Source organism: Paenibacillus sp. J22P90 (assembly GCF_059692195.1).
This window is the reverse complement of record NZ_JCAUAY010000003.1, coordinates 113,691-126,577: the sequence shown is the minus strand read 5'-3', so window position 1 is coordinate 126,577 and position 12,887 is coordinate 113,691. Positions and strand designations below refer to the sequence as shown.

At 37.5% G+C, this 12,887-nt stretch carries 13 protein-coding genes; 11 read left to right on the top strand and 2 right to left on the bottom strand.

What is annotated here, in order from left to right:
- Positions 1 to 49: 49 nt before the first annotated feature.
- On the bottom strand, positions 50 to 1,657 hold the full coding sequence (locus AC58UX_RS10885; protein WP_497252388.1) for a right-handed parallel beta-helix repeat-containing protein: 1,608 nt from the start codon (positions 1,655 to 1,657) through the stop codon (positions 50 to 52).
- A 301-nt stretch (positions 1,658 to 1,958) separates the two neighbouring features.
- On the opposite strand from AC58UX_RS10885, the gene AC58UX_RS10880 reads away from it, so the two are divergent.
- Both AC58UX_RS10880 and AC58UX_RS10875 read left to right on the top strand, forming a co-directional pair.
- Positions 1,959 to 2,993, top strand: a complete 1,035-nt coding sequence (locus tag AC58UX_RS10880) for an LCP family protein (protein WP_497252386.1) — start codon at positions 1,959 to 1,961, stop codon at positions 2,991 to 2,993.
- 28 nt (positions 2,994 to 3,021) lie between these two features.
- Positions 3,022 to 3,540, top strand: coding sequence for a site-specific integrase (locus AC58UX_RS10875; protein ID WP_497252384.1), 519 nt, complete (start codon positions 3,022 to 3,024; stop codon positions 3,538 to 3,540).
- A gap of 198 nt (positions 3,541 to 3,738) precedes the next feature.
- On the opposite strand, the gene AC58UX_RS10870 is transcribed toward AC58UX_RS10875, so the two are convergent.
- Positions 3,739 to 4,110, bottom strand: a complete 372-nt coding sequence (locus AC58UX_RS10870) for a helix-turn-helix domain-containing protein (RefSeq protein ID WP_497252382.1) — start codon at positions 4,108 to 4,110, stop codon at positions 3,739 to 3,741.
- An 88-nt stretch (positions 4,111 to 4,198) separates the two neighbouring features.
- Here AC58UX_RS10870 and AC58UX_RS10865 point away from each other — a divergent pair, with 88 nt between their 5' ends.
- From AC58UX_RS10865 to AC58UX_RS10825, 9 genes are all read left to right on the top strand, one after another.
- Positions 4,199 to 4,675, top strand: a complete 477-nt coding sequence (locus tag AC58UX_RS10865) for a hypothetical protein (protein ID WP_497252380.1) — start codon at positions 4,199 to 4,201, stop codon at positions 4,673 to 4,675.
- Between the two features lie 16 nt (positions 4,676 to 4,691).
- Positions 4,692 to 5,453: a tyrosine-protein phosphatase gene (locus AC58UX_RS10860; protein WP_497252378.1), complete on the top strand. Its 762-nt coding sequence runs from the start codon at positions 4,692 to 4,694 to the stop codon at positions 5,451 to 5,453.
- Between the two features lie 170 nt (positions 5,454 to 5,623).
- The gene (locus tag AC58UX_RS10855; RefSeq protein WP_497252376.1) at positions 5,624 to 6,358 is read left to right on the top strand and encodes a YveK family protein; all 735 of its coding nucleotides are present in this window, start codon (positions 5,624 to 5,626) and stop codon (positions 6,356 to 6,358) included.
- Positions 6,339 to 7,019 (top strand): CpsD/CapB family tyrosine-protein kinase, encoded by a 681-nt coding sequence (locus AC58UX_RS10850; RefSeq protein WP_497252374.1) that lies wholly within the window; start codon positions 6,339 to 6,341, stop codon positions 7,017 to 7,019. The genes AC58UX_RS10855 and AC58UX_RS10850 overlap by 20 nt, the downstream gene beginning before the upstream one ends.
- Before the next feature lie 274 nt (positions 7,020 to 7,293).
- Positions 7,294 to 8,181 carry a UTP--glucose-1-phosphate uridylyltransferase GalU gene (gene galU / locus AC58UX_RS10845; RefSeq protein WP_497252372.1) on the top strand — a complete coding sequence of 296 codons (888 nt, stop codon included), beginning with the start codon at positions 7,294 to 7,296 and terminating at the stop codon, positions 8,179 to 8,181.
- A 45-nt stretch (positions 8,182 to 8,226) separates the two neighbouring features.
- Positions 8,227 to 9,105: a glycosyltransferase family 2 protein gene (locus AC58UX_RS10840; protein WP_497252370.1), complete on the top strand. Its 879-nt coding sequence runs from the start codon at positions 8,227 to 8,229 to the stop codon at positions 9,103 to 9,105.
- Positions 9,106 to 9,121: 16 nt separating this feature from the next.
- On the top strand, positions 9,122 to 10,294 hold the full coding sequence (locus tag AC58UX_RS10835; protein WP_497252368.1) for a glycosyltransferase family 4 protein: 1,173 nt from the start codon (positions 9,122 to 9,124) through the stop codon (positions 10,292 to 10,294).
- 23 nt (positions 10,295 to 10,317) lie between these two features.
- Entirely contained in the window at positions 10,318 to 12,249 is a 1,932-nt protein-coding gene (locus AC58UX_RS10830) for a polysaccharide biosynthesis protein (RefSeq protein ID WP_497252366.1), read from the top strand.
- Positions 12,239 to 12,856 carry a sugar transferase gene (locus tag AC58UX_RS10825; protein WP_497252364.1) on the top strand — a complete coding sequence of 206 codons (618 nt, stop codon included), beginning with the start codon at positions 12,239 to 12,241 and terminating at the stop codon, positions 12,854 to 12,856. The genes AC58UX_RS10830 and AC58UX_RS10825 overlap by 11 nt, the downstream gene beginning before the upstream one ends.
- Positions 12,857 to 12,887: the final 31 nt, after the last annotated feature.

The window sequence follows — 12,887 nt, the reverse complement described above, 5'->3', positions numbered from 1 at the left end:
ATAAAATGGAGGTACCACCTGACCATTTAGTTTAGAGAGATTTCTTACGTTAGGATGCGTCAAAGGTTCCATTACCTTTTTTATTACGAGTAGCTAAACTACCCGAGCTGCTTGTCATTACATATCCTGTAGAAGCAACTCCACCATTATAAGTGTCATTTCCTTGTAGTAGTGCACGTGCACACGATTCTACTACAATACCGTTTGCTGGCTTATTTGTAAGTGAACCTTTTCTAACTTGGTTTTGTACAATTTGTGCATCACTACTGCCTGATACGTAGATATTATTGTAAAGATTATTTGTAATTTGTGAATTCTCGAAGCAAGAATTGTTTGCAATCATGCTATCATTAGCGTTTTCCATTCGAATTCCTGTCTTCAAATTACGATTTGCTTTGTTGTCTGAAATTTGTGTTTGCGGAGATGTACCAAAGCTATAGATACCATTTCCCATATTTTCAGATGTGATGTTTCCATTAATCAGAGTGCCTACACTCAAGTAAATACATATCCCATCAGTCGTATTTCTAAAACAAACATTATTATTTACTACATTATAACTGCTCCCACTGACTGCGATACCTACATCTTTATTACTTTTGCAGGTATTACCAGAAACTACATTATAGTTGGAAGTGGTCTTCACTTTTATACCGCATTGCGTGTTGGAGTTAGCTTGATTTCCAATCACAGAACTGTTTGTGGCCACTTCTAACTGAATGCCATTTGCTAAATTGCCTGTACATACATTGTTGCTAGCTGTAATGTTGTCACACACATAGAAAAGTAAACCATGGTAGGCATTTCCAATTGAACTGCATCCTTTTACAATAATGTTAGAAACAGAGCCAGCCCCACTACTTCCATCACAACCAAATCCAGATTCAGCATTACTTAAGAATTGACAATTTGAGAATACAATATTTTTTGCAAAATAATTGGGTACAGGTTCAATGTCCACGCCGCGTGCAGGATCGGTTCCATTCGTATTTTTAAATACACTTCCATTTACTACCATGCCATCAGCGTGAATGATAGACATACCTTGTCTTCTATTATTGTCACAGACTACGTTATTTATTGTCACACGTCTTGCTGGAGCAGGCTCGAAAGCTGCGCCAGAACCGATAAATATTCCATCTCCCCAGCAGTCTCTAATTGTAACATTCTCAATTAATACATCTATTCCACCTTGAATCATAATACCTTGTCCCCAGCTGCCCGTAGTGCCTGTATGTGTGGTACGATCACCTTGAATGGTGCCTCCAGAAATAGTAACGTTCGTACTGTCAGGAATGCGTACAATTCCGTATGTTTGAGAATTATTCGTAATCGCTTTTAAAATAGTTTTTTCACTAAGAATTAATGTTGTATTGCTTGGCAAAGTAATCCCACCTGTAGTCGGATTATCCGTATCATTTGTAACTGCATTGATCATATATGTCCCAGCAGGTATGAAAACAACTCCTGCTGATGCATTAATTGCAGCTTGGATTGAAGCAGTATCGTCCTTCACGCCATCTCCCTTAGCTCCAAATGCTTTTACATTAACCCCGATTTCTTTAATTCTCGCATCATGCTCATTTATTGCGTTTACGATACTAGACTTATCTGTCGTTTTTAAATCACTTAAATTTCCCACTGTTGGATCCGCCATAGTCACACTCTCCTTTTTTAGTATTTATTTACAATCTTCTAATTAAAATTAGTATATTCGATTTATCTCGGTATGTGATAGATATTAACCTGATTTTAGAATTATGTGTAATTTGAGAGAAAGTGTCGAAATGAGGGGAAAAGAATGTTTGTACATTCTATTGACAAAATACACTTTGTATCATAAATTAGATACAAAGTGTATCCGAGACGTGAGTGCTTTATTCTCAGTAAAGGCATCACGAGTATATAAACTATGATACATTTTGTATCTAGAAAGAAAATCCAAAGGATGTGTCACGATGAAGCGTTGGGTACTGTACTCAGCAGGCTCCATCCTCCTTGGATTGGTTGGTGCAGGCGGCTACATTTATTTGAAATATGAACCCGAAAATCATTTTAAACAGATGACAGTGCCTGTTCTGAGTAGGCCGGCCGTTTCCATGGAAACAGCCCCCCAACCAGTGGAGCAAAGACCAGAGAAAGAATTAGTTGAAGAATCGGCAAGAGAACTAACGAATAACACGGTCACAACCAAAGAACCGATGGTCATGAAAGCATTCAATGTGTTGATTCTTGGCGTAGATGCCAGAGAGGAGGAGATATCCAGATCAGATGTCATGATGGTTATGCATGTCATTCCATCGAGTCGAAAAGTTAATCTTGTTTCGATCCCTAGAGATACACGGGTTATGGTTAAAGGTGTTGGTTTAACAAAAATAAACCATGCTCACATTCTTGGTGAATCCAAGGGAGGCAATCAAGAAGGGACACAAGCTGCTTTACAGGCAGCTAGCGATTTTTTACAAATACCGATCAATTACTATATGAAGACTGATTTTAAGGGATTTGAAGATTTTATTGATACCATCGGCGGTGTGGATGTTGAGGTGGAGAATGATATCACCTTATCGGATGATAGTGGGACTTTGACCAAAGGCATGCAGCACATTAACGGTAAACTCGCACTAAGTCTGGCAAGAGAAAGGTACTCGTTTCCAAACGGTGACTTTGGTCGACAGGAGGAGCAATCCAATATTCTGAAAAGTGTGGCGAAAGAAATACTAAAACCCGAACATATTGGAGAAATTGCTAATTTGTTAATTAAAGTCAAGAAGGACATTTTGGATACCAACTTTAAGGATGATGATTTAATTAGCTTAGCTTGGTTATTTAAGGGAATGATGGAAGAGGATTTTAGTTATCGACAGATTCCTGGACGTAGTGGCTCTGAGTTGGACCCTTTGGTTGGCATGAAATTATATTATTGGATTCCAGATATGGTAGAAGTTAATAAACTTAGTCGTACATTTTTGAATGAAAACGAACATAAATAATTTAATTTGAAAAAGGAGCGTTGTTGCAATGCAAGTCGTTCAGCCTATTCGCGATCAAGAGAAGATTGAGCAGCTTCAAGAAGTATTGATTAGACAATCACAACGAGATTGGCTCTTATTCACGATTGGAATTAATTCAGGATTGCACTTAAGTGATTTATTAATGTTGAAGGTAGGGGATTTAAAAGGAAAGAATCGCGTTTCGATAAAAGAAGAAAAAACGGGTAAAGAGAAAAATTTTGTTATCAACAATCAATTGCGAGAATCTATCTTTGAGTATGTGAAATATATGGAAGATGGAGACTTCGTATTTCCTTCGCAGCGAACAGGAAAGCCAATTAAGCGTATTCGTGTGTATCGCATTTTGAATGAGGCGGCCAAACAGGTTGGTCTTCATGATATTGGCACCCACACACTTAGGAAGACTTATGGATATCACTATTATCAAAAGACGAAAAATATATCCGTATTACGTGACCTATTCAATCATTCTGCCCCCTCAGTCACCTTAAGGTATATTGGGGTTAACGCTGATAAATCGTCGTAATATAGATACGATTCGTATCAAAAAAAACTTAATGCTAAAAAGATCATGATTTATTTTACATGATCTGGAAAAGGGGCTTTTTTATGGAGAATCACTCGAAAGTCACACTAGATATTCAAGTTTTGCTAAAACAATTGGGTATAGATCCAAATAAATCTATGTCGTTATGTTTATCAGAAGCAGAGATAAAGGAAAGCACTACTCAAGAGAGCGTTCAGCCCGTACAAAAGCAATGAAGCGTCGTGCTTCGTTGGCAGATAACTTTTTCCCATCAACCGTTAAAGAAAACTTTTCGAGAATTTTTTCGTCCGAGAGCTCCAAATGATCTACAAACTCCTGAACTTCTTGATCCATAATACGTTCTGGTGAGTCTGTACGCCCTAGCAAGTAATCTACGGAAACTCGGAAAAATGAAGCGAATTTATTAATCGTATCGTAATCCGGTTCTCTACGAGAAGTCTCGTAGTGTGAAAGAGCGGCTCTTGAAATGCCCAGCTTATTAGCAAGATCTTCTTGGGTAAGTGCATGCTTTTCGCGAAGCAGGGCAATTCTGTCCCCGTATTTAGTCATGATCAATTTCCTCACATTTCAATAAGAATAGTAATATTATAACCATTTACCAGTATGTTAGACCTATTATACCAGTGTTAGGCAAGATATGAAAATGAAAATGTCAACTTGCGAAAAGGGCGATGAAAGTATGGGGAGTCATGTCATCAAAAGGCGAAAATTTGATCTCAAACGTGAGTCTATGGTTCATTGTTTAATTAAGATTATACAAATCAATAATAAGAGAATTGAATCTAATCCTACGAAAGTAACGATTACTGAAACTAGTTCTCGTGGTATGAAGTTTCATTCTTTATTAGATTTGCCTATTGATGGAAGAATTATTTGGAATTTTCGATTATTGCTGAATGAAATGCCAATTTCGGCTGCTGGTGTTCTTATTAAAGCTCAAAAGATGGACGAAGGATACGAATATGAGTCAGAGTGGAATGACGGAGAAGAGCTTGGCCGTTACATTTTAGATTTTTTTAAAGAACCACATCTACTTATGTCCCAAGCCATACAACACTATGATTACTTTAGTGCACCGATCTCAAGTAAGCAAAATGTCGATTTGCTATGTTAAAAGAGGTGGGAATCTAATGTTAGTTGATACTCATTTCCATATTCTACCCAATTTAGATGATGGTGCTGAATCTTTGGAAGAAGCTATTCTTATGGCTCGTTATGCAGAGCAGAACGGTTTACACTCCGTCATAGCCACTCCGCATCACGCAGATGGAAAGTACGAGAATGAGGCAGATGTCGTAGATAATGCAGTAAATTTCCTTAATGTAGAACTTAATAAGCGTGAAATCGGGCTCAAAATTCTTCCTGGGCAGGAAGTCCGCCTTTATAAGGGCTTGTTGGATGACTTGTTAAATGGAAAAATACGCACCTTAAATCATACACAATATATTTTATTAGAACTTCCTGCTTACGGTGTACCTGAATATTTTGACGAGCTATTATATGAGCTAAACATCCTTAAACTAACAGCTGTTTTTGCTCATCCAGAAAGAAATAATGAGTTTATCAAATATCCAAAACGACTTAGGGAATACGTTGAACATGGGGTACTATGTCAAGTTACTTCCCCCTCTTTGTTGGGCTTATTTGGTAAAAAAATTCAAAAGTTTGCTTTTCATCTATGCAAGGAAGGTTTAGCTCATGTTATTGCCTCTGATGCACATAACACAAGTAATAGGCCAGGAAATTTAGCTCATGCAATGGTTTACCTACGTGATTCTCTTGGAAAGGATCGTGCAGAACGTTACATGAATAATGCTGTCCGATTAATAAAAGGTGAAACAATTGAGTATTTATCATTCAGCAGTAAGAAGAAATGGTTCGGAATAATCTAGTCTTAAAACACTGCTTGACAAGATACAATTTGTATCTTAATCTAGTTATAAGATACAAATTGTATTTATAAGTAGGTCTAAGGGCAGGGGATTATGCCAGGACATAACATTTTTGATACAAAATGTAACAAAATTATTAACTCGTGAGCACATCGTTAGAGGAGGGCAAAATGGGATTAGAACTGAAAGATTATTTGATGGTTATTAAGAAAAGGTTATGGATGATTGTAAGTATCGTTGTCATTTCTTGTCTGGCTACAGGAATTATTAGTTTCTATTACATCCAACCGGTATATGCGGCCACTGCAAAGATTATTGTAAGTAAAACAAGTGCTGACCAAAGTTTGCTTTCAATTGACTCCGACAGCATAAGTACAAATATGATGTTAATCAATACCTATAAAGAAATAATCGAAATGCCAGCTATTCTGGATAAAGTTGTTGAAAAATATCCTGAGTTACAGTTATCAGCAGAAGAACTGAGTAAAAAAATTAGTGTTAGCTCAACAAATCAAACACAGGTTATGACGATATCCTCGGAGGACCATTCCCATACTCAAGCGGTAAAGATTGTAAATGCAGTTGCTGAGGTATTTAAAATTCAAATTCCCACAATTATGAAAGTAGATAATGTAACCATTTTAAATGCAGCTAAAGAGAAAGTTAATCCTCGACCAGCAAAGCCTAGACCTGAAATTAATATCATCATCAGCTTGCTCGCTTCTTTTTTAGTAGCCATAGGACTTTCCTTTTTGTTAGAGTACCTGGATGATTCTATTAAAACGGATAGTGATGTTGAAACTCACTTAGGAATTCCAACGTTAGGGGTTATTCCTAAAATTAAGTCTAAATCATACAAAAAAAGAACGGTAGGAGAGGGAGCTTATGTCAGCGCAAATCAGTAAGAACAAAAGTGTACTTGTCACTAATATGAACTCCAAATCACATATTTCAGAAGCGTACAGAACATTGAGAACAAATATTAAATTCTCATCCGTTGATCAGCAAATTAGAAAAATCCTAGTAACCTCTTCTCAACCAGGGGAAGGTAAGTCAACAACGGTTGCTAATTTAGCTATAGCATTTGCTCAAGAAGACAAGAAGGTTGTAATCATGGATGCTGACTTACGAAAACCTACTCTCCATCAATACTTTTTTAAATCAAATCGGATTGGTTTAACTAACATTCTTGCAAAGCAAAACAATATTAAAGACGTGATTGTAGAAACAGATATTCCTAATTTATCGCTGATTCCCTCTGGACCTATTCCTCCTAATCCTGCTGAACTTTTATCCTCTAAAAATATGCACGAATTACTAGAGCAACTTAGTCAGGAATACGATCTGATTCTGATCGATTCTCCACCTACACTGGCAGTGACAGATTCACAAATTTTATCAACCATATGTGACGGTGTCCTAATTGTTATTCATTCCGGTAAAGTAAAATGCCGTGCAGTGAAAAAGACACTTCTAAATTTGAAGTTAGTTCAAGCAAAGGTATTAGGTGTTGTTCTGAATCACAAAACGCACGCCAGACAACAATCATCTTATCTGTATTACTAATGTCATTCGGATAAATCTGAATGACATTATAGCTAATAGGTAATGTCTACTGCACCTTTATCACTGTAGACACTCGATCACGCTGTGGGCGTATAAGCGCCTTAGACATTATTGTCGATGGTGTGAAGTGAGGAGGGGTTAGATGCCCCAATTTTTTTATATAAAAAGTGTAGGTATTTTTTCTTATCGGTTAAGACGACATACCTAGACTTTTTATATTTTTCTAATAGCGGGATGGATATAAGAATCATTAAGCACATAGGGGGTTGCATAGATGAAAAAAGTAAAAAAAGCTATTATTCCAGCAGCGGGTTTAGGGACAAGATTTTTGCCGGCGACAAAAGCAATGCCGAAAGAAATGCTGCCAATCGTGGATAAACCAACTATACAGTATATTGTGGAGGAGGCAGTCGAATCCGGTATCGAGGATATCATAATTGTTACCGGTAAAGGTAAGCGAGCAATTGAGGATCATTTTGATAATGCTTTTGAATTAGAGCATGCATTGTTAGAGAAAAGAAAGCTAGAGCTGCTTGAAGAGGTACGGCGAAGTTCGAATATCGTGGATATCCACTACATTCGCCAGAAAGAACCCAAGGGTTTGGGTCATGCTGTCTGGTGCGCACGGAAGTTTATAGGTGATGAACCGTTTGCCGTCCTTCTTGGTGATGACATTGTCAAGGCAGAGACGCCTTGCATGCTTCAAATGATTAAGAAATTTGAATTGCTGCAGAATGCGATTGTCGCAGTAAAGCATGTTTCAGATGAGGATGTAAGTCGTTATGGGATTATCGCGCCAGGTGAAATTCATGATCGACTTTGTGAAGTGAAATATATGGTTGAAAAACCGAAGAGGGAAAATGCGCCTTCGAATTTAGCTATTATGGGACGTTATATACTGACTCCGAGGATTTTTGGCTTTTTGGAAAATACAGAGAAAGACGTAAATGGGGAAATTCAACTAACGGATGCAATTCAAAGACTTGCGGAGATTGAAGGTGTACATGCTTATGAATTTGAAGGCACACGTTATGATGTTGGCGAAAAGCTAGGTTTTATACTAACCTCTCTCGATTTCGCATTAATGAATAATGAGCTGCGAAAGCCGCTTTTGAAGGCATTAGAAGAAATATTAAGTCGCTCGGGGACTGCAGTCAGATAATTGGACATTATTCAGATTAACTAAAGTAAAGAGCGGGGGCGTAATATGCTTGTAACCATTGGCATTCCTTTTTTTAATGCTGAGTTAACTTTATTAAGTGCCATCAAGTCTATTTTTGCACAAACCTTTAAAGAGTGGGAATTAATTCTCTTAGATGATGGATCTACAGATCGATCGGTCAGTATTGCAGAATCTGTTTCGGATCCTAGAGTTCGCGTTATTAAAGACGGGCAAAATAAAGGCCTGCCATTCCGATTAAACCAGTTGTCGAAACTGGCTAAGGGAAAGTATTTAGCAAGAATGGATGCTGACGACTTGATGCATCCAGAACGAATAGCACAACAGATTGCTTATATGGAAAGTAATCCACATGTAAATCTAGTCGGAACCGGGGTCTATGTTATTGATGAAGAAAATAAAGTCACGGGTTGGAGGGCTTTAGGAGAATTAGATTGTAATCCCAGGTCGGTATTAAGTAAGGGATTGTTTATTCATCCTTCCGTTTTAGGTCAAACCACATGGTTCAGAGAAAATCCATATGATGAGTATTATGTTCGGGCAGAAGATCATGAGTTGTGGGTAAGAACCGTTGGACACTCCACATTCTACAAGATTGACTGTCCTTTATTTTTTTACCGTGAGAACAGCACGGTTAACCTTCCAAATTATCTTCTTAGTTGTAAAACGGATAGAAATATATTCAGAAAATATGGTCCAGAGATCGTTGGGGAGATCGGGACTAAGGTACTTATTATGAAGTCATATTTAAAAGGACTTACCTATATGTTATTTCAAATCCTAAGTAAGGGCCGTGTATTGACAGAAAAGAGAAATCTGACTGTTCCTGATCATGAGCTATTGTCAGCAAGTCGTACTTTGTCTGCAATTTGCAATTTAGATATACCAGTTCAATATAATCGATGAATAGGTGGGGGAACATGTGAGTGCTCAGAAGACAAAAATAGCATTTCTGGCAACGGTTTATGGCCATTTGGAGAGGTTCCATCTTCCCTATATCGAGTTGCTACAGGACCAGGGCTACGAAGTACATGCGTATGCTAGAGGAAGCATTAAACGTAAGGAATTAGAGAACAAGGGAGTTATTTGCCATGATATTCCCTTCAAAAGGAATCCATTTTATCCGAGTAATTTGATTGCTCTTTGGAGATTAATTCAAAGTTTTAGAAATGAAAAATTCAACTTTATTCATGTTCACACACCAGTTGCTGGAATATTGGGCAGAATTGCGGGGCGAATAACGAATGTTCCATTTGTAATTTATACGGCACACGGATTTCATTTTTTTAAAGGGGCTCCTCTAGTAAACTGGCTTCTATACTATCCAGTAGAGTGGATCATGTCTCGCTGGACAGACATCTTAATTACGATGAATAGAGAAGACGAGATGAGAGCTAAACGGTTTCCTGTTAGAGGTCATTCTGAATATGTGCCAGGCGTAGGGTTAGATATCAGTGAATATTCAGGTAATACATCGGATTTAACTACCATCAAAGCTAATCTGGATATTAAATCAGATGATTTCGTATTGCTATGCATTGCTGAATTAAGCAGGAGAAAAAATCAAAGGCAGTTACTTGATGCCATCCAAATTCTGAAAGCAAATGGAAAGAATATAAAAGGCTTGTTCGCCGGCAGCGGACCTGAAGAAGCGAAACTTAAGGAATATGCCCGAAAGAAGGGAATTGAAGATGTAGTTTCATTCTTAGGCCAGTATACAGATATTCCACAATTACTGCAGATTAGTGATGCTGTTAGTCTTGTATCTTTTCATGAGGGCTTGCCGAGGTCATTAATGGAAGCAATGGCTGCTGGAAAGCCTTTAATTGCAACTAACATTCGGGGTAATAATGACTTAGTCATGGATGGACAGAATGGTTTTCTTGTTCCCGTTTCTGATAAGGAAGCAACCGCTAAAGCAATCTCTACATTAATAGATGATAAAGAATTAAAACTAGCGATGGGGATTAATAATCAGTCTATTGTTAAACAGTATAGTTTGACAGAAATAGTTATTACGATGAATCGCATATATACATCAGCACGATCACGCAGAGAAAAGGTTAGACTTCAAAATGCTGATTTAGAAATCTGAAGAAAATGGGTGAATACATTCACATGGGAAATAAACTACGTCTATTCACATTAGGAATGCTTGATGCTGCAATTGTAAGTCTCGCTGTGTATCTTGCATTTTTAGTTCGTTTTGATTTTGTTATCCCCGAACCTTATCTAAATATACTACCATTAGCCATCTTCATTCACACTATTCTCAATCTATCGCTACTATATGTTTTTAAGGCCTATCATCGTATTTGGCAGTTTGCAGGCATGAAAGAAATGTTATTAATCTTTAAAGCGACCGTTTTATCATCTGTTGGTGTTCTTTTCTTAAACTTAGTTTTGCAGAGAGACACGAGTATTCTTCCAATTCCACGATCTATTTATCTAGCATGGATTTATGTATTTCTAGGGATTGCAGGTTCTAGATTAGTTTGGAGAATGATTCGGGAAATAAAAGCGAAAATACCGAGTTCTGAGAATTGTGCAAATCTTTTAATTGTCGGCGCAGGTAAAGCCGGTGTGAATATTGCCAGAGAAATCACACAATCTCGGTACGCTAATATGAACCCAGTTGCTTTTATTGATGACGATTTGACAAAGAAGGGGTTAGAAGTATTCGGACTAAAAATTTTGGGGAATAGATTTCAAATTCCAGAAGCGGTTGAAATACATAAAATTAAATATATTCTAATTGCAATTCCATCAATCTCTAAATCAGAGGTTTCCAAAATAATTGAGATTTGCAAATTAAGTAAAGCGCAAGTTAAAATCTTACCTTCTTTGAACGAATTTATTAATGGAAAGCCAATGATTAATATGATTCGAGAAGTATCTGCAGAGGATTTATTAGGACGAGATCCTGTAGAGATTGATCTTGATCGTATTACGGAGGATTTAGCCGATCAAACCATATTAGTAACTGGAGCAGGGGGATCTATCGGGTCCGAGTTGTGTCGGCAATTGTCAAGATTTAAACCGAGGCAATTACTCCTTCTTGGACATGGTGAAAATAGTATTTATCATATCGAAGCAGATTTAAAAAGAATGTATCCACAGCAAAATGTGCTTCCAATTATCGCGGATATACAAGATCGAAATCGAATGGAAAGTGTTTTTTCTGAATTCAGACCGGCAATCGTATTTCATGCAGCCGCGCATAAACATGTGCCACTCATGGAAGCCAACCCGGTTGAAGCTATGAAGAATAATGTAATGGGAACGAAAAATGTTGCGGAACTCAGTGATTTATATGGTGTTTCAAAGTTTGTTATGGTTTCATCCGATAAAGCAGTTAACCCGACAAGTGTGATGGGGGCAACCAAACGATTTGCTGAGATGATCGTTCAAGGAATGAACGTTGAAAGCCGAACTACGTTTTCAACAGTTCGATTCGGGAACGTGCTGGAAAGTCGAGGTAGTGTGATTCCATTGTTTAAGAGTCAGATCGAACGTGGAGGCCCTGTTACTGTAACGCATACGGACATGGTTCGCTATTTTATGACGATTCCTGAAGCGGTTCAACTGGTCATTCAAGCAAGTATTCTTGCTAAAGGCGGAGAAATATTTGTATTAGACATGGGCGAACCAGTTAAAATCTTGGACATGGCTAGAGATTTAATTCGCCTATCCGGATATGAACCGGACACAGAAATTCCAATCGTTATTACGGGAATACGTCCGGGGGAAAAGCTTTTTGAAGAATTGCTAACTCTTGAGGAAGGGTTATCTGTAACAGCACATAATCGAATTTTTGCAGGAAAGGCAATGAATTTCTCTCGTGTGGAACTAAACAGTTTATTATTGGAGCTTGGAAATTTGATTCAAGACAAGGGGAATTCTTTTAATGAAATACAAATTAAACGAATTCTAAAAAGAATGATTCCCACTTATCAAGGAATCGATGAGGAAGTACATGATAAAGAAATTTATGCTTCCAATGTTATGTTATTTAAGGGGAAAAGGAGTGCAGAATTGAATGTACTATAAAATGAAACGTTGTTTTGACATTGTTGGTTCATTAGTTATTCTGACGTTGTTCTCACCAATGATTGCTGTAACAGCAATCATTGTGTTTTTGTTTCTTGGCAAACCAATCCTATTTAAGCAGCCAAGACCAGGTAAAGCGGGTAAGGAGTTTACCATATATAAATTTAGAACGATGCTCAATCTTTACGATCAAGAGGGCAAATTACTTTCTAATGAATTACGGATCTCCCCCATAGGAAATCGTATTCGAAAGTTAAGTCTTGATGAGTTACCCCAATTATTTAATGTGCTAAAAGGAGATATGAGTCTGATTGGACCAAGACCGTTGTTAATGAGATATCTTCCCTATTTTACAGAGAATGAGAATAAACGGTTTGAAGTAAGACCTGGAATAACAGGATTAGCACAGGTTTCAGGACGTAATACATTGTCTTGGAATGAGCGATTGAAGTTGGATGTTGAATATGTTGAGAATCTAACTTTGGCAATGGATATTAAAATTCTATGGAATACGGTCTATAAAGTAATAAAAAGAGATGGGGTCATTGAAAATCTTGCTATGAAGTATGAAACTGCCCTTGATAAAGAAAGGTCTATGCATGTATAAAAAATAGGATTTCAGGTTTTCCTAGAAGGAG

Bases quoted from the DNA above. Each gene is read 5' to 3' on its own strand.
- AC58UX_RS10885 (WP_497252388.1), bottom strand. From the start codon at position 1,657: ATGGCGGATCCAACAGTGGGAAATTTAAGTGATTTAAAAACGACAGAT.
- AC58UX_RS10880 (WP_497252386.1), top strand. From the start codon at position 1,959: ATGAAGCGTTGGGTACTGTACTCAGCAGGCTCCATCCTCCTTGGATTG.
- AC58UX_RS10875 (WP_497252384.1), top strand. From the start codon at position 3,022: ATGCAAGTCGTTCAGCCTATTCGCGATCAAGAGAAGATTGAGCAGCTT.
- AC58UX_RS10870 (WP_497252382.1), bottom strand. From the start codon at position 4,110: ATGACTAAATACGGGGACAGAATTGCCCTGCTTCGCGAAAAGCATGCA.
- AC58UX_RS10865 (WP_497252380.1), top strand. From the start codon at position 4,199: ATGAAAATGAAAATGTCAACTTGCGAAAAGGGCGATGAAAGTATGGGG.
- AC58UX_RS10860 (WP_497252378.1), top strand. From the start codon at position 4,692: ATGTTAGTTGATACTCATTTCCATATTCTACCCAATTTAGATGATGGT.
- AC58UX_RS10855 (WP_497252376.1), top strand. From the start codon at position 5,624: ATGGGATTAGAACTGAAAGATTATTTGATGGTTATTAAGAAAAGGTTA.
- AC58UX_RS10850 (WP_497252374.1), top strand. From the start codon at position 6,339: ATGTCAGCGCAAATCAGTAAGAACAAAAGTGTACTTGTCACTAATATG.
- galU (WP_497252372.1), top strand. From the start codon at position 7,294: ATGAAAAAAGTAAAAAAAGCTATTATTCCAGCAGCGGGTTTAGGGACA.
- AC58UX_RS10840 (WP_497252370.1), top strand. From the start codon at position 8,227: ATGCTTGTAACCATTGGCATTCCTTTTTTTAATGCTGAGTTAACTTTA.
- AC58UX_RS10830 (WP_497252366.1), top strand. From the start codon at position 10,318: ATGGGAAATAAACTACGTCTATTCACATTAGGAATGCTTGATGCTGCA.
- AC58UX_RS10825 (WP_497252364.1), top strand. From the start codon at position 12,239: ATGTACTATAAAATGAAACGTTGTTTTGACATTGTTGGTTCATTAGTT.